Source organism: Rhizobium centroccidentale (genome assembly GCF_030182565.1).
GTDB lineage: Bacteria > Pseudomonadota > Alphaproteobacteria > Rhizobiales > Rhizobiaceae > Rhizobium.
Map to the genome: position 1 here is coordinate 71,231 of NZ_JAQJCG010000007.1, position 21,303 is coordinate 92,533.

General features: G+C 59.7%; 19 protein-coding genes. 5 read left to right on the forward strand and 14 right to left on the reverse strand.

Annotated features, from left to right (window positions below):
* The first annotated feature begins 30 nt into the window (after positions 1-30).
* Complete coding sequence (gene ureG, locus PH562_RS11615) at positions 31-642, forward strand: urease accessory protein UreG (RefSeq protein WP_285173138.1); 612 nt, start codon at positions 31-33, stop codon at positions 640-642.
* Between the two features lie 39 nt (positions 643-681).
* Here ureG and PH562_RS11620 read toward each other — a convergent pair whose 3' ends face one another.
* From PH562_RS11620 to PH562_RS11650, 7 genes are all read right to left on the reverse strand, one after another.
* Entirely contained in the window at positions 682-4,026 is a 3,345-nt protein-coding gene (locus PH562_RS11620) for an efflux RND transporter permease subunit (RefSeq protein ID WP_285173140.1), read from the reverse strand.
* 14 nt (positions 4,027-4,040) lie between these two features.
* On the reverse strand, positions 4,041-5,231 hold the full coding sequence (locus PH562_RS11625; RefSeq protein WP_285173142.1) for an efflux RND transporter periplasmic adaptor subunit: 1,191 nt from the start codon (positions 5,229-5,231) through the stop codon (positions 4,041-4,043).
* A gap of 391 nt (positions 5,232-5,622) precedes the next feature.
* Positions 5,623-6,591, reverse strand: coding sequence for an ABC transporter substrate-binding protein (locus tag PH562_RS11630; protein ID WP_285173145.1), 969 nt, complete (start codon positions 6,589-6,591; stop codon positions 5,623-5,625).
* A gap of 55 nt (positions 6,592-6,646) precedes the next feature.
* Positions 6,647-7,780 carry an ABC transporter permease gene (locus tag PH562_RS11635; RefSeq protein ID WP_285173147.1) on the reverse strand — a complete coding sequence of 378 codons (1,134 nt, stop codon included), beginning with the start codon at positions 7,778-7,780 and terminating at the stop codon, positions 6,647-6,649.
* Positions 7,777-8,664 carry an ABC transporter permease gene (locus PH562_RS11640; RefSeq protein WP_285173148.1) on the reverse strand — a complete coding sequence of 296 codons (888 nt, stop codon included), beginning with the start codon at positions 8,662-8,664 and terminating at the stop codon, positions 7,777-7,779. Before PH562_RS11640 ends, PH562_RS11635 begins: the two co-directional genes overlap by 4 nt.
* Positions 8,665-8,666: 2 nt before the next feature.
* Positions 8,667-9,002 (reverse strand): hypothetical protein, encoded by a 336-nt coding sequence (locus PH562_RS11645; RefSeq protein ID WP_113229983.1) that lies wholly within the window; start codon positions 9,000-9,002, stop codon positions 8,667-8,669.
* Between the two features lie 9 nt (positions 9,003-9,011).
* Positions 9,012-9,803, reverse strand: a complete 792-nt coding sequence (locus PH562_RS11650; RefSeq protein ID WP_113229984.1) for an ABC transporter ATP-binding protein — start codon at positions 9,801-9,803, stop codon at positions 9,012-9,014.
* Positions 9,804-9,927: 124 nt separating this feature from the next.
* Here PH562_RS11650 and PH562_RS11655 point away from each other — a divergent pair, with 124 nt between their 5' ends.
* The gene (locus PH562_RS11655; protein ID WP_285173153.1) at positions 9,928-10,341 is read left to right on the forward strand and encodes a cupin domain-containing protein; all 414 of its coding nucleotides are present in this window, start codon (positions 9,928-9,930) and stop codon (positions 10,339-10,341) included.
* A gap of 135 nt (positions 10,342-10,476) precedes the next feature.
* Here the strand turns inward: PH562_RS11655 and hydA are convergent, their stop codons facing one another.
* The 3 genes from hydA to PH562_RS11670 all read right to left on the reverse strand — a co-directional run bounded on the left by hydA (position 10,477) and on the right by PH562_RS11670 (position 14,031).
* The gene (gene hydA, locus PH562_RS11660) at positions 10,477-11,931 is read right to left on the reverse strand and encodes a dihydropyrimidinase (protein WP_113229986.1); all 1,455 of its coding nucleotides are present in this window, start codon (positions 11,929-11,931) and stop codon (positions 10,477-10,479) included.
* A 208-nt stretch (positions 11,932-12,139) separates the two neighbouring features.
* Positions 12,140-12,571, reverse strand: a complete 432-nt coding sequence (locus PH562_RS11665) for an endonuclease domain-containing protein (protein ID WP_483315341.1) — start codon at positions 12,569-12,571, stop codon at positions 12,140-12,142.
* A 206-nt stretch (positions 12,572-12,777) separates the two neighbouring features.
* Positions 12,778-14,031, reverse strand: coding sequence for a Zn-dependent hydrolase (locus tag PH562_RS11670; RefSeq protein ID WP_285173156.1), 1,254 nt, complete (start codon positions 14,029-14,031; stop codon positions 12,778-12,780).
* 308 nt (positions 14,032-14,339) lie between these two features.
* Between PH562_RS11670 and PH562_RS11675 the strand changes: the two genes are divergently transcribed.
* Complete coding sequence (locus PH562_RS11675; RefSeq protein ID WP_015340820.1) at positions 14,340-14,984, forward strand: TetR family transcriptional regulator C-terminal domain-containing protein; 645 nt, start codon at positions 14,340-14,342, stop codon at positions 14,982-14,984.
* Between the two features lie 148 nt (positions 14,985-15,132).
* On the opposite strand, the gene preA is transcribed toward PH562_RS11675, so the two are convergent.
* From preA to PH562_RS11695, 4 genes are all read right to left on the reverse strand, one after another.
* The gene (gene preA / locus PH562_RS11680; protein ID WP_285173159.1) at positions 15,133-16,446 is read right to left on the reverse strand and encodes an NAD-dependent dihydropyrimidine dehydrogenase subunit PreA; all 1,314 of its coding nucleotides are present in this window, start codon (positions 16,444-16,446) and stop codon (positions 15,133-15,135) included.
* A gap of 13 nt (positions 16,447-16,459) precedes the next feature.
* Positions 16,460-17,818, reverse strand: a complete 1,359-nt coding sequence (locus tag PH562_RS11685) for an NAD(P)-dependent oxidoreductase (RefSeq protein ID WP_285173161.1) — start codon at positions 17,816-17,818, stop codon at positions 16,460-16,462.
* A gap of 479 nt (positions 17,819-18,297) precedes the next feature.
* Positions 18,298-19,329: a sensor histidine kinase gene (locus PH562_RS11690; RefSeq protein WP_113229991.1), complete on the reverse strand. Its 1,032-nt coding sequence runs from the start codon at positions 19,327-19,329 to the stop codon at positions 18,298-18,300.
* 147 nt (positions 19,330-19,476) lie between these two features.
* Positions 19,477-20,271 (reverse strand): response regulator, encoded by a 795-nt coding sequence (locus tag PH562_RS11695; protein ID WP_069611680.1) that lies wholly within the window; start codon positions 20,269-20,271, stop codon positions 19,477-19,479.
* Between the two features lie 260 nt (positions 20,272-20,531).
* On the opposite strand from PH562_RS11695, the gene PH562_RS11700 reads away from it, so the two are divergent.
* Entirely contained in the window at positions 20,532-20,738 is a 207-nt protein-coding gene (locus PH562_RS11700; protein WP_113229993.1) for a NepR family anti-sigma factor, read from the forward strand.
* A gap of 12 nt (positions 20,739-20,750) precedes the next feature.
* Positions 20,751-21,302 carry an RNA polymerase sigma factor gene (locus PH562_RS11705; protein ID WP_004107036.1) on the forward strand — a complete coding sequence of 184 codons (552 nt, stop codon included), beginning with the start codon at positions 20,751-20,753 and terminating at the stop codon, positions 21,300-21,302.
* Position 21,303 lies beyond the last annotated feature (1 nt).

The following is a 21,303-nucleotide window of genomic DNA, read 5'->3' on the forward strand; positions in this document are numbered from 1 at the left end:
CTATGCTATCACTTTATCGGAGTTGCGAGCATGAAATCGAGACATGGACCCTTGCGCGTCGGCATCGGCGGCCCCGTCGGTTCGGGCAAGACGGCGTTGACGGAGAAGCTGTGCAAGGCGATGCGTGATGACTATTCCGTCGCCGTCGTCACCAACGATATCTATACGACCGAGGATGCGGAAGCGCTGGTGCGCATGCAGGCGCTGCCTTCGGATCGCATCGTCGGCGTCGAAACGGGCGGCTGCCCGCACACGGCGATCCGCGAGGATGCAACGATCAATCTGCAGGCCATTGCCGCCCTGAACGAGCGGCTTCCTGATCTCGACGTGGTTTTCATCGAATCCGGTGGCGACAATCTGGCGGCAACCTTTTCACCCGATCTTGCCGATATCACCATCTACGTGATCTCGGTATGCCAGGGCGAGGAAATCCCGCGCAAGGGCGGCCCCGGCATCACAAAATCGGATCTGCTCGTCATCAACAAGAAGGATCTGGCGCCTTTCGTCGAGGTCGATCTCGAGGTGATGGATCGCGACGCCGCCCGGATGCGTCAGGCTCGCCCCTTCGTCTTTTCCGACATGAAGCGGGGCGAGGGCGTCAGCAAGATCGTCGATTTCCTGAAGGAACAAGGCGGCCTCTGAGCCGCCCCGTCCTTATTTCCCATATCCGCTGAGACTGTTTTATTCTGCCGCGAAGGGTGGCAGCTTTAGCACGTTCGTGCCCACGGACCTGCTTCTGCCATCCTTGTTCTCGATGGCTTCAAGCCGCTCTTCCAGGGTGGTCAGCGACTGACGGTTTTCATTAAGGGCCGCCGCCAGGCCTTCCTTGGTCACCACCTCGTCATCCGCATCCTTGCTGCCGACAAGCCTGCCGAAGAGGTAGCCAAGCAGGCGCGACAGGTCGTCCATGATCAGGAAGAAGGACGGCACGACCACAAGGCTGAGCACCGTGGAGACGATGATGCCGCCGATCACGGCAATTGCCATCGGTGCACGGAAGGAGCCGCCTTCGCCGACGCCGAGCGCGGATGGCAACATGCCGGCCGACATGGCGATTGAGGTCATGATGATCGGACGGGCACGCTTGCGGCCGGCCTCGACGACCGCTTCCAGTCGCGGCATGCCCTGGTGCATCATTTCGATGGCGAAATCGACGAGCAGGATGGCGTTCTTCGTCACGATACCCATCAGCATTAGAATGCCGATCATGACGGGCATGGACAGCGCATTGCCGGTCATGATCAAGGCCAGCGCCACGCCGCCGATCGCCAATGGGAGCGAGAGCAGGATTGTGAAGGGCTGGATTACATCCTTGAACAGCAGGATGAGCACGGTCAGAACAAGCATGAGGCCGAGCAGCATGGCATTGCCGAAGCTCTGCTGCATCTCCTTCTGAACCTTGGTATCGCCGCTTTCGGCCAGATGCACGGTTGCCGGGATCTTGGCGTTGTTGACGATATTGAGGAAGTGTTCGGATGCCGTATCCAACGCCACACCCTGCGGCAGGTCGGCACCGATCGCGACGACGCGGAAACGGTTGTTGCGCTTGATGGAGGAGAGGCCCTCCGAATAGTCGATGTCTGCCACGCTCGACAGCGGCACGGTGGTGCCGGCGGATGCCTGGCCGGTGGTGCCCATGGACGTTTTGATGCGCAACGCGCGGATCGCTGCCAGATCTCGGCGCATGCCGAGCGAGGCCTGAACGCGGATCGGGATCTGGCGATCATCGAGCGAGATCTTCGCAAGTGAAGCGTCGATATCGCCAATGGTCGCTACGCGAATCGTATCCGAAATCATCTGTGGCGTGATGCCAAGGCGTGCCGCCTCATCCTTGCGCGGGAAGATCTGCAGCTCGGGCCGCGGCAGCGCGCCATCGGCGCTGACATTGGCAAGCGCCGGATCGGCGCGCAGCTTGGCTTCTAGAATGCCGACTGCCTGATTGAGATCCTTTTCGTTGCGCGAGAGGAAGTTATAGGTCAGGTCGCGGTCACCACGATCGTTCAGCTTGGTGATGCGGACGTCGGGTATCGAGCGCAGCTTGGCAAAGACTTCCTTTTCGATGTCCCATTGTGGGCGCACGCGGCCATGGACGGCGACCTTCGGCAGATGAGGGCCGATGACCGGGATCGAGCCGAGGACGTCGTTCACCAGCTTCTTTGTCAGCGACTGGTCGAGCTTGCCGAGTGTCAGCGTCACGGTGGCGCGGCGCAGTTCCAGATCGCCTTTCGGCGAGGCACCGCCGAGCACGAAGACGCTTTCAACGCCATCGATACCCTTCACGCGCCGATAGATCTCGTTGGTCGCCTGTTCCGTATCATCGAGCCGGGCGTTCGGCGGCAGTTCCGCCGACAGAACGATGCGCGAGGAGTCTTCCGGCGGGATGAAGCTGCCGGGGACGAACATGATGAGAGCGAAGACCGAGGCGATCGAGAAGGCGAAGGCGGCAAGCAGCGTCGGATAACGCGTGTACCACTTCTTCGTCGTCAGCCGCACCAGCCAGCTATAGCCGCGCATGAAACGGCCGTCATTGTCATGATGGTCGTCGACGCCATCTTCGGCGCGCATCAGATAGGCGGCCATCATCGGGGTTATCAGACGCGCTACCAGCAGCGAGAAGAACACCGAGAAGGCGACCGTCAGGCCGAACTGAATGAAATACTGGCCCGGAATGCCCGGCATGAAGGAGACGGGCACGAAGACCGCGATAATGGTGAAAGTCGTCGCGATAACGGCCAGACCGATTTCGTCCGCGGCGTCGATGGCGGCGCGATAAGGCGTCTTGCCCATCTTGATGTGGCGGGCGATGTTCTCGATTTCGACGATGGCATCATCGACGAGAATACCGGTCGCCAGCGTCAGCGCCAGGAAGCTGACGAGGTTCAGCGAGAAGCCGATCTGGTTCATGATCCAGAATGTCGGGATCGCGGAGAGCGGCAGAGCAACCGCCGATATCAGCGTTGCGCGCCAGTTCCGCAGGAACAGGAAGACGACGATGACGGCCAGTATGGCGCCTTCGATCAGCGTGTGCATCGCCGATTCGTAGTTGCCATAGGTGTAGTAGACGGAGTCGTCGATCATCTCGATCGACACGTTCGGGTTTTCGGCACGCACCTTGTCGAGCGTGTCGGTAACAGTCTGGGCGACGCTCACCTCGCTGGCACCCTTGGCGCGGAATACGCCGAAGGTGACCACGGGAGCACTGTTGAACCGCGAAAAGGACTTCGGTTCCTGATAGGTATCCTTGATGGCGCCAAGGTCCGAGAGCTTGACGAAACGGCCGTTGGTGAGCGCGATCGTTGTATCGGCGAGCTGGGCGACATTGCGGGCATCACCGAGCACGCGGATCGCCTGCTCGCTGCCTGCAACCTGGCCGCGGCCGGAGCCGAGGTCAATATTGGTGCTGCGAAGCTGCTGGCTCACCGAAAGCGCTGTTATGCCATAGGCGTTCAGCTTGTTGGGATCGAGCTCGATGCGCACTTCACGGTCGGCGCCGCCGTAGCGGTCGACGCGGCCGATGCCCGCCTTGCCCTGCAGCGCGCGCTTGACCGTATCGTCCACATACCAGGACAGTTCTTCGAGCGTCATGTTCGGCGAAGACACGGCGAAGCTCTGGATCGCCTGGCCGACGACATCGACCTTGGAGACGATCGGCTCATCGATGGTCGATGGCAGGTTGCCGCGGATGCGGTCGATGGCGTCCTTGGTGTCCTGAACGGCCTGCTCAGTCGGCACCTCCAATCGGAAGACGACGACAGTCTGCGATTGGCCGTCGGTGATCGTCGATTGTATCTCGTCGATGCCGTTGATGCTGGCAACGGCGTCTTCGATCTCCTTCGTCACCTGCATTTCGAGCTCGGCCGGCGAGGCGCCGCTCTGCGTCACGGTGACATTGACGATCGGCACGTCAATATTCGGGAAGCGGGTGATGGGCAGATTGAAGAAGGCGTGCGCGCCCACCACCATCAGCAGGAAGAAGCCGAGGAGCGGGGCGACCGGATTTCGGATGGACCAGGCGGAGAAGTTCATCTTGTCGTTCTCGCTCAGTTGGAGGCTTGCGACGTATCGCGAACCGGCGTGATGTGGTCGCCGTCGCGAACATAGGCGCCGGCCTTGGCGACGACATCATCACCGGCTTTCAGGCCCTTGAGGATCTCGACATAGCCTGCATCCTGGATACCGGTTTCAACGCTCACGAACTTGACCACGCCGTTTTCGACCTTGCGGGCGGAAGAACCGTTTTCCTCGCTGTTGACTGCCGTCAGCGGCAGCGCGACGCCATCCTCCTGGCGAATGATGATCTCGGCGCTTCCATACATGCCGGCACGAGCCTTCTCGCCATCGTCGATCGTGATATGCACCGCGCCGAGGCGGGTGACGGCATCGACGATCGGGGCGACGAGACGGACAGTTCCGGCGAGTTTCTCGCGGCGGCCGGAAAGCGCGATCAAGGCTTTCTGTCCGTTCGTGATCTTGGTGATATCGCTCTCGGACACATCGACCACCAGTTCGAGCTGGCTGTCGCGGATGATGGTGAAGAGCGGATCGCCATTGCCGTTGGCGATGGCGCCGACGCGGGCATTGCGCGAGGCGACAGTGCCGGCGACGGGGGTCTTGATGCCAGTTCTGGCAAGCTTCAGGTCGGTATCGGCGATCTGACTGTCGGTAACCTTCAGATCGGCTTCTGCAACGGCGATCGCCTGCTCGGCGGAAACGACGCGCGCTTTGTTGGCAGCGGCGGCGGCATTCGCCTGTTCCACCGAGGAGGTCGACATCGTGCCCTTGGCGCCCATCGTGACGGCGCGAACACGCTGCAATTCGGCCTCTTCGGCATTGGCGCGGGCTTCCGTGAGCTGTGCGTGCAATTGCGCAAGGCTTGCCTCGCCCTTGGCCCGCGTCGCCTGCATCTGGCTCTTCTGCAGAACCAGAGCATCATCGTTCAGCGTGGCAAGAGTGCTGTTCGCCGTCACCTTGTCACCGACATCTGCATTGAGCGAGCGGATCGAGAGGCCGTCCACCTGCGGCTGGATGTAGACCTCCTCGACGGCCTTCACCGTGCCGGTTGCGACGACCTTGTCGGTCAGGTGGCGCATCGTGGCGGTGGTGATGACGATTGCGGGCAGGTTCTGCTTCGGCGTGGTAACCGGTGGCTCTTCTGCCAGGGCGGCCGGTGCGGCCAGCAGGGAAAGCAGGATGGCAGTCGTGCTCAGAAGTCTAAACGGCGTGAGGGCCATGCGTCCAGTTCCAGTTCGGTATTGTCAAAGGGATTTCGCTGTTTTCCGTCGCGAACACGGGGAATCACTGCATGCGAGCCGGCTTCCCCCGGCGGATCAATATCCGTCTGTCATGCCTTGCAGATCCTCATCCTAAAATTGCCCTAGTAGATGGGAGCGGTTTTCAATTCTCGCAAGATCACGAGAAAATGATTTCGCGGGCACTTCTATCGTTTACAACCATGCGAAGCAATCACGGCATTGTGATGTCAGCATTCGAATAATTGATAGCCGAGGGCTTTTCAGGCAATTGCTGCGAGAAAGCCAGCCTTTTGTTGCCGCTGTTACAAAATGAAAAAAACGCGCGAGGCCGGAAACCTCGCGCGTTTTCGTCTCTGTGAGTGCTCCGAGCTTATTTCAGAGCAGCGTCCGTGATCTCATGCGTATAGGCGCCGGACGGCTTCTTGTTGATGATCTTCTGATCGAGCAGGGCTTCGACGGTGCGGTCATAGGTCTTCATGTCGAGCTTGCCGTTGCCGATCAGCTTGGCGACTTCGCCCGCCATGCGCTTCTGGTGGTTTTCATCCTGGCCGCCATTGTCCATGACGATTTCCGCGGCCTCATCTGGATGCTCGACGGCATATTTCCAGCCCTTCAGCGAAGCGCGGACGAACTTCACCATATCGGCCTTGAACTTCGCATCCTTCAGCTTGTCTTCCTTGACGTAAAGGCCGTCTTCCAGAAGGTCGTTGCCGAGCTTGGTGTAGTTGAAGACGGTCAGGTCTTCGGCCTTGAAGCCGGCATCGATCGCCTGCCAGTATTCGTTATAGGTCATTACGGAGATGCAATCGGCCTGCTTCTGGACGAGGGGCTGCACGTCGAAGCTCTGTTTCAGCACGTTGACGCCATCCTTGCCGCCGTCGGTCTTCAGGCCGAGTTTGTGCATCCAGGCGAAGAAGGGATATTCGTTGCCGTAGAACCAGACGCCGAGGGTGTGCCCCTTGAAATCCTTCTCCGTCTTGACCGGGCCGTCCTTCGGGCAGATCAGCTCCAGACCGGATTTTTCGAAGGGCTGCGCGATGTTGATGAGCGGCACGCCCTTTTCGCGGGCGACCAGCGCTCCACCCATCCAATCGACGATCACGTCGGCGCCGCCGCCGGCGATCACCTGCTCCGGAGCGATATCAGGCCCGCCCGCCTTGATATCGACATCGAGGCCTTCTTCCTTGTAGAAGCCCTTGTCCTTGGCGACGAAATAGCCGCCGAACTGAGCCTGGGCCACCCATTTCAGCTGCAGCGTCAACTTATCCGCCGCCATCGCGCCCTGGGTAGCGGCAAGCGTCATGGCACTTGCCATCAATGCAAACATTATTTTTTTCATGTCTTCACCCTTTCCCTCTGAAGTTATGCCTTGATCCCTTGAAAGAGATCCTGGATTACGTCTGCCCACCACGGATAGACGGATGCCAGAACGTCACCATTCGTTCGATGATGGCGACGATACCGTAAAAGACGGAGCCGGCGATCGCGGCAACCGCGATCTCGGCCCAGACCATATCGAGGTTCAACCGGCCATTTTCGGTTGAAATACGAAAACCCATGCCCGACATGGGCGTACCGAAGAACTCCGCCACGATGGCACCAATCATCGCCAGGGTCGAGTTGATCTTCAGCGCGTTGAAAATAAAGGGGGCGGCGGCCGGAAGCCGCAGCTTGAACAGCGTCTGCCAGTAGCTCGATGCATAGGTGCGCATCAGGTCGCGCTCCATGTTGCCGGCAGCGGCAAGGCCCGTCACCGTGTTCACCAGCATCGGGAAGAAGGTCATGATGACGACGACGGCTGCTTTCGATTGCCAGTCGAAGCCGAACCACATGACCATGATCGGAGCGACGCCAATGATCGGCAAGGCCGAAACGAAATTGCCGATGGGCAGCAGACCGCGGCGCAGGAACGCGAAGCGGTCCGCGAGAATGGCGACGATGAAGCCGCTGGCGCAGCCGATGATGTAGCCGATCAGGACAGCGGTGAGGATCGTCTGGCGGACATCGATCCACAATGTCGGAATCGAATTGGCGATCCTGGAGCCGATGGCACTCGGCGGCGGCAGCAGAACCAGAGAAACGCCGGCGCCGCGAGTGACGGCTTCCCAGATGATCAATATCCATATGCCGAAGATCGCCGGGATCAGCAGCCGCAGCGTATAGTTGCCGGCGGTCGAATGCGAACGCATCGACGACAGGACGGAAACGCAGCGCCAAGCCAGCAACCATGAAGCGGCAATCAGAATGAAGAAGGACACTTGCGCCTTGCCTTCATTGCCGGAAATGCCGGCAAGCAGCAGCCATGCCGCCGCATGCGCGCCGAAGAAGAGGGTCGCCGCGCTCAGGTCCGCAGATAGGCGCATGAAGGAGAGGGCGGCCGCTGCGGCAATCAGAATGAAGATGACGAAGGTCGTTCCGCTGCTGACGGGTGCCGCGGCATCCGCCGCAAGCAGCGGCAAGGCGGGGACCGCCAACAGACAGAGAAGAATGGCAAGCACGCCCTGCCAGGAGAAATGAAAGGATCTCATGCCGTTCTGCCTCCCATCGAGCGCTCGACGATGCGGGCAGCAATGCCGACGATACCGACGAGAACGGCCGCGAGCACAGAGCCTGCGACGAGAGCGGCCCATATATCGATCGTCTGGCTGTAATAGGAGCCGGCGAGCAGCTTTGCGCCGATGCCGGCGACCGCGCCCGTCGGCAGCTCGCCGACGATCGTTCCGACGAGACTTGCGGCGATCGCGACCTTCATGGAGGTGAAGAGGAAAGGGATCGAAGCCGGCACGCGCAGCTTCCAGAAGGTCTGCCAGCTGCTGGCGTTATAGGTGCGCATCAGGTCGAGATGCATGATCTCCGGCGAGCGCAGGCCCTTCGTCATGCCGACGGTGACGGGGAAGAACGACAGATAGGTGGAAATCAGCGCCTTGGGGATCAGCCCGTCTATGCCAAGCGCACTGAAGACGACGATGATCGTCGGCGCGATGGCGAGGATCGGAATCGTCTGCGACGCGATGATCCAGGGCATCAGACTGCGGTCGAGCGCCACGAGATGAACGATGCCGACTGCAAAGAGGACGCCGAGAATCGTTCCGAAGGCAAAACCGACCGCCGTCGGCGCCAGCGTCACCCACGCATTATAGACGAGGCTGCGATTGCTGGTGGGTACTCGCAGGAAGGTGTTTTCGAAGACATTCTGCGCAACCTGATGCGGAGCCGGCAGGGTCGGCTTCGGCTGCGTCAGCGTCTTGCCGATGAATTCCAACGTCGTCGGGTTGACATTGCCGCGCCGGTCGAGATCGCGCTGGAATGGTGCGTTGAGGATAATAGCGAAGAGGTACCAGAGCACGATGATCGCCAGGACGATCGCCGTGACCGGCAGGAATTTGTGCCTGAAGAACTGTTCCTTTTCCATGCTCATGCCCTTCCTTGCGCGGGAAGCAGCATGAGGATCATGGCGATGATGCCGAGACCCACGCCGGCAAGCTGCTGCAGGCTCAGCCGTTCGCCAAACACAATGAAGGCGATGACATTGACGACGACGAGCTGCGCGATCGAAGAGGCAGAGATCGCCAGGCCAAGCCCACCTTCGCGCATCAGCCGCACCATCATCAGATTGCCGACGCAATAGAGCGCGAGCGACAGGACCAGCACCAACATGTTGTTGTTGGCGATATAGGCGCGCGAGGCGGTTGCACCGCTGATGAAGATCGCCATCGCGCCGAAAAGCCAGAGGAGGAATTGCGGGTTCATGGCTTAATCCTATTCCTCGTAGCTGTGTCCGGCCCGCAAGCCTTCCCGGACGCGGTGGGCGATTTCGAGAAATTCCGGTGTTTCGCGAATGCCGAGCGGTCGCTCCGCCGGAAGCGTCGATTCGATGACATCGGTGACGCGGCCCGGTCGCGGCGACATCACCACGATCTTGGTGGAGAGGTAGACCGCTTCCGGTATGGAGTGGGTGACGAAACAGATGGTCTTGTTCGTCTGTTTCCACAGCTTCAGAAGCTGTTCGTTCAGGTGGTCGCGGACGATTTCGTCAAGCGCGCCGAAGGGCTCGTCCATCAGCAGCAGATCGGCATCGAAGGCAAGCGCACGGGCGATCGAGGCACGCTGCTGCATGCCGCCGGAAAGCTGCCAGGGAAATTTATGTTCGAAGCCGTTAAGATTGACGAGTTCCAGCGTCCGGGCGATGCGCTTGGCCTGCTCTTGCTTGTCATAACCCATGATCTCGAGCGGCAGGGCGATGTTCTTCTCGATCGTGCGCCAGGGATAGAGGGCTGCGGCCTGAAAGACGTAGCCGTAGGCACGAGCCTTGCGGGCATCTTCCGGCGACATGCCATTGACGCTGATATCGCCCGATGTCTTGCGCTCGAGATCGGCGATGACGCGCAGGAACGTGGTCTTGCCGCAGCCGGAAGGGCCGATGAAGGAGACGAAATCGCCCTTGCGAACATCGAGATCGACATTGCTCAGCGCATGCACCGGCCCGTCGTTCGTATTGTAGGTGAGACAGAGATTCCGCGCGGAGACGACGGAGGAAGCGGATGACGTCATTAACACCTACCAGTCCTGTTTTCGCCGCATGGTTGGGGCGGATTGCGTGTTATCCTGTTTGGCATTGCCGCAGTCCGGAAAGGCGAGGGCGCCTTGTGGCTGCTGGACCGAGGGGAGCAATGCCATGAGTGTCTCATCGAAGCCCACCTGCCGTATCGTGCGGCCCGGCGGCACCTATGCCGGAAAACAGGGCTTCAGCTATTTCGAAGGGATTGCCGCCGAGACAGTGGGCTCGACGGGGATTTGCATGCATCTTTTGACCATCCCGCCGGGCGCCCGCGCCAAGGCGCATCTTCACGCCTCGCATGAGACGGCGATCTACGCGATTTCCGGCGAGACGCATTGCTGGTACGGCGACGAGCTGGAAGAGCATGTCATCGTGCACGAGGGCGAGATGTTCTATATTCCGGCCGGCGTTCCGCATCTTCCCGCCAATCTCAGCGACCGGCCGGCGACGGCGGTCATCGCCCGCACCGACCCGAACGAGCAGGAAAGCGTCGTGCTGCTGCCCGATCTGGAGCGGTATGTGCCGCGCTAGAGCTGTTTCGCTTTTCTTCGAATCGCAAAAATGCTCTATCTCTTTGTTTTTATACAATTCCGGACGGAAAACCGCTACGCACTTTTCCTGGAATTGCTCTAGGCGGCCGATGAGCCGAAGCGCCGTGCCCAAGCGTCATACCCCGCTGGCGGGGATGCCGCTGCGCTGCACCTTGCGTGGTGCGGTGACTTCTTTCCAGGTGGAAAGCGCCCGGTTGACGGCGGTGAAAGGTTCGCGCTTGACGAACTCGCCGTGGCCCTCCCTGGTCTTGACCGTGCCTTCCTCGATGGCAACGACGCCACGCGTCAGCGTATAGCGCGGCAGGCCGGTGACTTCCTTGCCCTCGAAGACATTGTAGTCGATCGCCGACTGCTGCGTCTTGGCGGCGATGGTCTTAGAACGCTTCGGATCCCAGACGACGATATCGGCATCGGCGCCGACGAGGATCGCGCCCTTCTTCGGATAGACGTTGAGGATCTTGGCGATGTTGGTCGAGGTGACGGCGACGAATTCGTTCATCGTCAGGCGGCCGGTGTTGACGCCATAGGTCCAGAGCATCGGCAGGCGATCCTCAAGGCCGCCGGTGCCGTTCGGGATCTTGGTGAAGTCGTTGAGGCCGAAGCGCTTCTGCTCGGTCGTAAAGGCGCAGTGGTCGGTCGCGACCACCTGCAGCGAGCCGGAGGCCAGGCCGGCCCAGAGGCTGTCCTGATGCTGCTTGTTGCGGAAGGGCGGCGACATGACGCGGCGGGCGGCATGGTCCCAATCCGCATTGGCATATTCGGTTTCGTCCAGCGTCAGGTGCTGGATTAGCGGCTCGCCATAGACACGCATGCCCTTCTGACGGGCACGGCGGATGGCTTCGTGCGCCTGTTCGCAGGAGGTGTGGACGATATAGACGGGCGAACCGGCCATGTCGGCGATCATGATGGCGCGGTTCGTTGCCTCGCCTTCGACCTCGGCCGGGCGGGAATAGGCATGCGCTTCCGGGCCGTTATTGCCTTCGGCCAGCAGCTTTGCCTGCATCTGCGCAACGACGTCGCCGTTTTCGGCGTGGACGAGTGGCAGTGCGCCGAGTTCGGCGCAGCGCTGGAAGGAGGAGAACATCTCGTCGTCATCGACCATCAGCGCGCCTTTATAGGCCATGAAGTGCTTGAAGGTGTTGATGCCCTTGTCGCGGACGACGGCTTCCATCTCGTTGAAGACCTGTTCGCCCCACCAGGTGATCGCCATGTGGAAGGAGTAGTCGCAGGTCGCGCGGGTGGATTTGTTGTCCCACATGGTCAGGGCTTCAAGCAGCGACTGGCCGGGCGAGGGGAGTGCGAAATCCACCACCATCGTCGTACCGCCGGCAAGGGCCGCCCGGGTGCCGCTCTCGAAATCGTCGGAGGAGTAGGTACCCATGAATGGCATTTCGAGATGCGTATGCGGATCGATGCCGCCGGGCATGACATAGCAGCCGGAAGCATCCAGCACTTCTTTGCCCGAGAGATTCTGCCCGATTTCGACGATCTTGCCGCCTTCAATCTTCACATCCGCCTTATAGGTCAGGTCGGCCGTGACGATGGTTCCACCCTTGATGACTGTGCTCATGGTGTTTGTTCCCTGTTTTTGAGATTCTGACATCCTCGGCGCCCCCTCATCCGACCCTTCGGGCCACCTTCTCCCCGAGGGGAGAAGGAGATTTCTGCCGTACCTTTGATGTCAAACAAGAGCCGATCAGCGAAGACCGTTGTTCCCGCCTTCTCCCCTTGGGGAGAAGGTGCCCGAAGGGCGGATGAGGGGGCATGGTTCGAATATGTCACTCGCTTATTTCCCCCGTCGGCTTGATCGCAGGATAGAAGCGCAGAATGTCGTCTCTTTCGAATATCCGCCCGTCAAGTGCAGCCAAAATCGTCTCAAGAACCGCTCGCCGCTCGCTGGTGATCTCATGATTCCAAAATCTCAGCACCGAATAGCCATGCATGTTGAGCCAACGCGTACGAATGGCGTCAGAAGGGGATCTGGCATGCTGGAAGCCGTTGATCTCGACGATCAGCGATTTATCGCGACAGAGGAAATCAACCACGTAGGGTCCGAGCGGGATCTGCCTTGCAAATTTGTGTCCATTCAGCCTGTGGTCACGCAGATCGCTCCAGAGGCGATATTCTTCCTCGGTGTTGGTTTTTCGAAGGCGGCGAGCTTGCTGGGTTTTGCCGGGGCGGCGTTTGGTGATGTCGTCGTTGTCCGGCATCCGTGCCGCCCCCCTCATCCGACCCTTCGGGCCACCTTCTCCCCGAGGGGAGAAGGGGATTCCTGCCGCACCTTCCATGTGAAACGATAGCTTTTCAGCCAGGATCGCGTATGTCGTGTCGGCAATCGCAGCAAATTCCCCCTTCTCTCCTCGGGGAGAAGGTGCCCGAAGGGCGGATGAGGGGGATGATTGGGCGCGAGCCGTGATCAAGCCACGATCTCCGCTGTCTCGACGACTGCGTGGAACAGCACATCCGCGCCGGCGGTTGCCCATTCCTTGGAGATTTCTTCGGCCTCATTGTGGGAGAGGCCGCCGACGCAGGGGCACATGACCATGGTGGCGGGGGCGACCTTGGCGGCCCAGCAGGCATCGTGACCGGCGCCGGAGATGATGTTCATGTGGCTGTAGCCGAGTTTCTCGGCCGCGTTGCGCACGGAGGTGACGAGCTTCGGATCGAAGGTGACCGGTTCGAAATGGCCGATGGCTTCGACCGAGCAGCCGACGCCGAGGGCATCGGCGATCTTCTTGCCTTCGGTTTCGATCTTGGTGCGCATGCGATCGAGCTTTTCTTTGTCGGGCGTGCGGATGTCGACGGTGAAAACCACCTTGCCGGGAAGCACGTTGCGCGAATTTGGCGAGAAAAAGACCTGGCCGACGCCGCCGACGGCGCCCGGCTGGTTTTCCATCGCGACGCTCTGCACCGTCTCGATGATCCGTGACATGGCGAGGCCGGCATTGACACGCATGGCCATCGGCGTCGAACCGGTATGCGCTTCCTTGCCGGTCAGCGTGAATTCCAGCCACCAAAGGCCCTGACAGTGCGTGACGACGCCAATAGTCTTGTTCTCGGCCTCGAGGATCGGGCCCTGCTCGATGTGGTATTCGAAATAGGCATGCATCCTGCGCGCGCCGACCTCTTCGTCGCCAAGCCAGCCGATGCGCTTCAACTCGTCACCGTAGGTCTTGCCGTCCGGATCCTTGCGGCCATAGGCGTAGTCCAGTGTGTGCACGCCGGCAAAGACGCCGGAGGCGAGCATGGCGGGTGCGAAGCGCGCACCCTCCTCGTTGGCCCAGTTGGTGACGACGATCGGGTGCTTGGTCTTGATGCCGAGATCGTTCATCGTGCGGACGACTTCGAGCGCCGCGAGCACGCCGAGGACGCCGTCATATTTGCCGCCGGTCGGCTGGGTGTCGAGATGCGAACCGACATAGACGGGCAGCGCATCCGGGTCGGTGCCGGGGCGGGTCGCGAACATCGTGCCCATCTTGTCGACGCCGACGGTCAGGCCGGCCTTGTCACACCAGCTCTTGAAAAGGCTGCGCCCTTCGGCATCGGCATCGGTCAGCGTTTGGCGATTGTTGCCGCCGGCAACGCCGGGGCCGATTTTCGCCATGTCCATCAGCGTATCCCAAAGGCGATCGCCATTGATACGCATGTTTTCTCCTGGCGCTGCCACCATGATGCAATCCTCACCTGTTTGTCCTGGGGCATGCAAGGTGCATGCCCGAAATTGTTCCCGTTGGCCTTATTTCAAATTCCGGAGCGTCGTCTTGTTTTTCTTGCCCGGAAATCGCCAGTTGCCTTTAGCGAACATCTGACGGATAATTTGACCGATTGGTAAACATTACAACTTCCGTGGCGCGGCTCAAGACGAAAAGCACGAAAAATTCCGATAAAATTTCAGGCGATTGCCCAAATCGGATGCATCGACAGGGTGAATGAGGGAACGGCCGAAAGGCTTGGATTTCAAGGAGAAACAGAGCAGACATGGCCATCCCCAGAGCCGCCAGGACACAGCGCCGCACCCGAATCCAGGAAGAGAAAGAGGAAATCATACTGGAAGCCGCGCTGGATGTATTTTCCGTCAGCGGTTTCCGCGGCTCGACTATCGATCAGATCGCCGAAGTCGCTGGCATGTCGAAGCCCAATCTGCTCTACTATTTCCGCACAAAAGAGGCGATGCATCGGGCTTTGATCGACCGGGTGCTGTTTACCTGGCTGGAGCCGTTGCGCGCTTTCGATGCCAACGGCAACCCCGAAAGCGAGATCCGTTCCTATATCCGCCGCAAGCTCGAAATGGCACGAGATTTTCCCCGCGAAAGCCGGCTTTTTGCCAATGAAATGCTGCAGGGGGCGCCGCATGTGGAGGACGAGCTGCGCGGACCTCTAAAGGCGCTCGTCGACGAGAAGGTGGAAGTTATCCGCGCGTGGGCAAAAGCCGGCAAGATCGCCAAATGCGATCCCTATCACCTGATCTTTTCGATCTGGTCTACCACGCAGCATTACGCCGACTTTGATGTGCAGGTGCGCGCCGTGCTTGGCGACGAGCATTCGGGTGAGGGACGCTTCGAGGACGCCGCCCGCTACCTGGAGCAGCTTTTCGTCGACGGGCTTCGGATTCGTCATAGCTGAACGGTGGCGCGATCTCGGAAGCATAGCGCTGCATATCGCAGGTGAACGAGTTAAAGTTCTCTAATTCGATCGTGCAGATCTCGGTTACGAAGAAGGCGGCCGCAGCAAGCTGCGACCGCCTTTTGAATGCTTGCCGATATTGCCGCAGTTATTCCGCCGCCTGACGTGCCATCGGATTGTTCGGATGGGTCGTCCAGTTGGCATAGTTGGGGTCGACGATCTTGCCGGTGCGCTTGTCGAGGCTGCCTGCCGGCAGTTCTTCCATGGTGATGCAGTTCTCGACGGGACAGACGCTGACGCAGAGATTGCAGCCGACGCATTCCTCGTCCATCACCTCAAAATGTCTTGCACCGTCGACCATATTGGTGATTGCCTGATGCGAGGTATCCTCGCAGGCAATATAGCAACGGCCGCACTTGATGCAGGCGTCCTGGTCGATCTTGGCCTTAGCGATGTAGTTGAGGTTAAGGTACTGCCAGTCGGAGACATTCGGTACGGCGCGGCCGGTGATGTCGTCCAGGCTGCGGTGGCCCTTTTCGTCCATCCAATCAGAAAGGCCTGATATCATTTCCTCAACGATCTTGAAGCCGTAGGTCATGGCCGCCGTGCAGACCTGCACGTTGCCGGCGCCGAGCACCAGGAATTCCGCCGCATCGCGCCAGGTCGTGACGCCGCCGATGCCTGATATCGGCAGGCCATAGGTTTCCGCATCGCGGGCGATCTCGGCCACCATGTTCAGCGCGATCGGCTTGACGGCCGGGCCGCAGTAGCCGCCGTGACTGCCCTTGCCGCCGACGGTCGGGTTCGGGGCGAAGTTGTCGAGATCGACCGAGACAATCGAGTTGATCGTGTTGATCAGCGACACTGCATCCGTGCCGCCGGCCTTGGCGGCACGGGCGGGCTTGCGGATATCGGTGATATTCGGCGTCAACTTGGTGATGACGGGCATGCGGGTGTACTGCTTGCACCAGCGCACAACCATTTCGATATATTCCGGCACCTGTCCGACCGCGGAGCCCATGCCGCGTTCGGACATGCCATGCGGACAGCCGAAGTTGAGTTCGATGCCGTCGGCGCCTGTCTCTTCGACCAGCGGCAGGATTGCCTTCCAGGCCTGTTCCTCACAAGGCACCATGATTGAGGCGATCAAGGCGCGATCCGGCCAGTTCATCTTCACCTGCTTCATTTCCCGCAGGTTGGTATAGAGGTCGCGGTCGGTAATCAGCTCGATGTTGTTGAGGCCGAGCAAACGGCGGTCGGCGCCCCAGATCGCCCCGTAGCGTGGGCCGTTGACGTTGACAACGGGTGGTCCTTCTTCGCCGAGCGTCTTCCAGACGACGCCGCCCCAGCCCGCCTTAAAAGCGCGCTCGACGTTGTAGGCCTTGTCGGTCGGCGGCGCGGAGGCCAGCCAGAACGGGTTCGGAGACTTGATGCCAACGAAATTATTGCGGAGATCAGCCATATCGGTTCTCCTTTCAGGCGACTGCAGCGGCCGGCGTGGCGGCAGCGAGCGCACGGTTGATGGATTCGGCCGCGTCGCGACCCTGTGCCACGGCCGAGACCGTCAGGTCGTCGCCACCAAGCACGCAGTCGCCGCCGGCCCATACGCCGTCGATCGAGGTTCGGCCTTCGCCATCGATGGCGATACGGCCGGATTCCATACGCAGCGCGCCGAGGCCCGATGCTTCGAACGTCTGGCCGATCGCCTTGAAGATCTGGTCGGCGACGATGACGCCGACATCGCCGGTGCCAACAAGCTTGCCGTCACGCAGTTCGGTATATTCGACCTCGATACCCGCGACCTTGCCGTCCTTTTCGAGGATGCGCTTCGGGGCGAGCCAATGACGGATGATGACGCCCTTGGAGGCGGCCAAATCCTGCTCGAATTCCGAGGCGTTCATGTGTTCCTTGCCGCGGCGGTAGCAGATCGTCACCTCTTCGGCGCCAAGCAGTTTTGCCTGCACGGCTGCGTCGATCGCGGTCATGCCGCCGCCAAGAACGACAACGCGGCGGCCGATGGCGATATCGGCCTTGCTGCCAGCCTGACGCAGATCGGCGATGTAGGCGACAGCATCGGCGACGCCATCGAGATCCTCACCTTCGGCACGCAGCGCGTTGACGCCGGCAAGCCCGAGGCCGAGGAATACGGCGTCATATTGCTGAGAAAGATCGGAAAGGCTGAAGTCGCGGCCGAGCGCGTGGCCGTTCCTCACCTCGATGCCGCCGATGGCGAGCACGTAGTCGACTTCCTTCTGCGCGAAATCGTCGACTGCCTTATAGGTGGCGATACCGTATTCGTTCAGGCCGCCGGCCTTCTCGCGGGCATCGAAGATGGTGACGTCATGACCGTTGACGGCGAGACGATGCGCACAGGCAAGTCCGGCCGGACCGGCGCCGATGACGGCGATCTTCTTGCCCGTGGAAGCGGCGCGCGTATAGAACTGCTTGTTTTCAGCCATCGCCGTGTCGGTTGCATAGCGCTGAAGCCGACCGATCTCGACCGGACGCTCTTCGGCGGTGTTGCGCACGCAAGCCTGCTCGCAGAGCTGTTCGGTGGGACAGACGCGGGCGCACATGCCGCCGAGGATGTTCTGATCGAAGATCGTCTTGGCCGAGCCGATCGGATTGCCCGTCGAGATCTGGCGGATGAACATCGGAATGTCGATGGAGGTGGGACACGCCGTCATGCACGGCGCGTCGTAGCAGAAATAGCATCGGTCGGATGCAACCAGCGCCTCGTGTTTGTTGAGGCGCGGATGAAGATCGGAAAAGTTTGCATCATATTCGGCGGGCGTGAGCCTGCCTTTATGAATCCCAGTTTCCAGTCGTCCCATTGAAGTTCCCTCTTATAGTAAACGGCTAGTGCTGGAACGGTAACTCAGCTTAAAAAATTTATCAAACGGTAAAATTTTGATCGCAAAGCGTGCTTCGATACGCCCTCCTGTTGGGGAACGAGAACATTTTCGTCGCTGGCGTTTTTGTTTTAAAGCTATGATTTAAATAGTTTTTCTTCTTCTCTGTAGAAGGCTCGCAAGGGCTTGAAACCTCACAATGACTGCGAGCGCCCGGCTGCGATCGGAGGGCCGCCATGTCAGAGGTTGCGCTGAAATGTAAAAAGCCGATGAATTTTTTTGAATCTGGGTGGAACCAAGGCTTTGCAGCATCGTTATGTCGATGTCCTGATGATGATCGCATCTCCTGATGCACGCCCAATACGTCTCAGGACTCTACTCACGGTCCCCTCCCGATGAGTGCAAAGCAGCCAGTGCGCCGCCCTCGCACTGGCTGTTTTATTTTGTTCTCGCCGCCCGCTTCAGCGGCGTCTCAGGATTTCATATTCAGTTTCGGGAATGGTGAGCCGATAGCCGATGCTGCCGTCGTCAATGGCAAAGTCTGCACGGCCATTCATGGACGTCGGCACGACGCGCTCGAGCACCGTGCGGCTGAAACTATTGTCCTCGAATTCATGGTCAGCAGGCGCGTAGAAACGTTCAGACCAGGCGACTTCAATCGCCTTCTTGCCGTCGAGCTCCGCTTCCTTGCAATTCAGCGTGATGCTGGTGGCGCCGGTCGAGATGGCGCCATGCGAGGCGGAGTTGACGATGAGCTCATGCAGAGCAAGCCCCAAATGCACGGCAGCATTGGGTGTCAGATGCGCATTGATGCCATAGATCGGCATGGGCACGCCTGCATCGGGCCAATAGGGGGCGAACTGCTTTTCCGCCAGTTCGAACAAATATGCACCGCGCCAGCTGGAATCAGTGATGAGATCCTGCGAATTAGACAGGGATTGCAGGCGGCCGCGGAATTTGATGAGGAAATTATCGACGGAAAGCGTGTGGCGGGCAGTCTGCGTGGCGATGCCCTGAATGATGGCGAGCAGGTTCTTGGAGCGATGCGACAGCTCGCGCAGCAGCGACTTCAGCACTTTTTCGCGGTGGCGGCTCTCGGTGATTTCGGAGATAACGGACAACACGCCCTGCGGCTTGCGCCCGCCGATGCGCTCCATTTTCAGCTCGTAGACGCGTGCGCCGTCCCCACTGGCGATCTCAACCTCGGCGGTTGCCGGCTTGCCGCTTTCGAGCACGCCCCGCTTCAAACGCAAAAGATGCTCGCCATCCTTTTCTCCAAAGAGATGCGAGTCATTGCCGCCTATGACGACAGACGACTGCAGGTGGTCCGGCAGATTGTCGGCATAGCGGATCGAAAGATTTACATCCTGGAACAGGATGGACACACTGGCGCTCGCAAGCGCCCGCTCCATCAGAGCGGCTTTGCCTTCCAAACTCAAAGGCGCGCCGGGTAATGGTTCAGACGTATTCACCGGCTTGCCTTTCACACGCATTTCGAGAACCCCGCCGATAGGGCATTCTCACTCGTAACAACTTGAACCGACCTATAGAATCGCCCCGGATAACAGTCGGTAAACCGGCCGTTTCGAACCCAAACGCCCGGTTAAAGTCTTTGTTCCGCCACGGGGTTTTCACTTGAATCAGGCGGCCACCTTTGTGGTTTCGTTAAAGAAAAGTGCCTGGCTGATGAGAGCCTTCACCATGTCTGGATTGAAAGGCTTGGTCACGAGGAAGGTCGGCTCCGGCCGTTCACCGGTCAGAAGCCGCTCGGGGAAGGCGGTGATGAAGATCACCGGGATGCTGGCGGTCTTGAGGATGTCGTTGACGGCGTCGATGCCCGAGCTGCCGTCGGCAAGCTGAATGTCGGCAAGCACCATGCTCGGCTTTGTCGCATTGTAGAGCGCGACCGCCTCGGCATGCGTGCGCGCGATGCCGGTGACGCGATGGCCGAGGCTTTCCACCATCTGCTCGATATCCATGGCGATCAGCGGCTCGTCCTCGATGATCATGATATCCGTTGCCACCTGGCGCGAGATTTCCTGGGAGGCGGTATCGAGCAGGTGCATGGCATCGCTTTCGGAGACATCGAGGATATCGGCGATCTCGCCGAGGCGGAAACTTTCGACAGATGCGAGCAGGAAAGCCTGTCGTGCAAGCGGCGAGACCTTGGAAAGGTTTACGGATGCGCGCTGTTCCCAGGCGAAAGGAGAGGCCGGTTCAGGAATCTGAAGTGTCACGGAACCGAACAGCTTCGTGAACAGTTTATAGAGGGCGACGCGGTCGCTGTCCGTGTCCGGAAAGATGGATATGTCGGCGATGATGGCTTCCAAAACCGCAGCAACATAGGCGTCCCCCGACGTCTGCGTTCCGGTCAAAGCACGTGAATAACGCCGCAAATAAGGAAGATGCGGCGCAATGCGTGTGGAAAGTGTCATCAATGGCTCCCGCCTTTATCAAATTCTAATTAAATACAGCCCAGAGGCCGCAATGACTAACAAACGTCAGTTGAGTAAAAAAGTTCCTCTTTGTCGGAACTTTTTTTAGGCAGTCGCATTACAATGCTTACAATCGGTCGACTTCAACCTTTACGATTCGTTAGGCAACTGTTTTGAATGAGGTCAACCGCTCTCCCGGACGGGAGGCAAGGGCGCCCCTTATCCATGAACGCGAGACAATTGAGAAGCGAGCAGGCCAAATGACTATCCAGAATCACGAGGATGCAGACAAGAAGACTTCTGATCTGCGCGCGATGGATATCCTCGACCCCAACAATCAGATCGGCAACCGATTGCGCTCGTTCTATGCCGCCGTGCAGGACGAGGCCATTCCCGATCGCTTTCTCGACCTTTTAGAGAAGCTCGATCGGGCTGAGAGTCTGGCCTCGGCAAAGGTCTCCGAATAGGAGGTGCGCGCCATGGAAACGCAAACGAGCTTCAAGCGCGAACTTCTCGCCGCACTGCCAAGCCTCCGAGCTTTTGCCATTTCGCTGACCGGTCGTCATGACCGGGCGGACGATCTTGTCCAGGATACGATCATGAAGGCCTGGGCGAAGCAGGACCATTTCGAGATGGGCACCAATATGAAGGCCTGGCTCTTCACCATCCTGCGCAACGAGCTCTATAGCCAGATGCGCAAGAGCGGCCGTGAAGTGCAGGACAGCGACGGCGTGTTCACCGAATCGATGGCGACGCATCCCTCGCAATATGGCGCCGTCGACCTGCAGGACTTCCGCAAGGCATTGGACCAGCTGCCGCCCGATCAGCGCGAAGCCATCATTCTGGTGGGTGCATCCGGATTTTCCTATGAGGAGGCAGCCGAGATTTGCGGCTGCGCAGTCGGCACCATCAAGAGCCGCGTCAACCGCGCGCGCCAGCGGCTGCAGGAATTGCTGGATATTTCCGGTGAGGCCGATTTTGGCCCGGATGCCACTTCGGCGCCACTGACATCAAAGGCATTCGCCTTCTAAC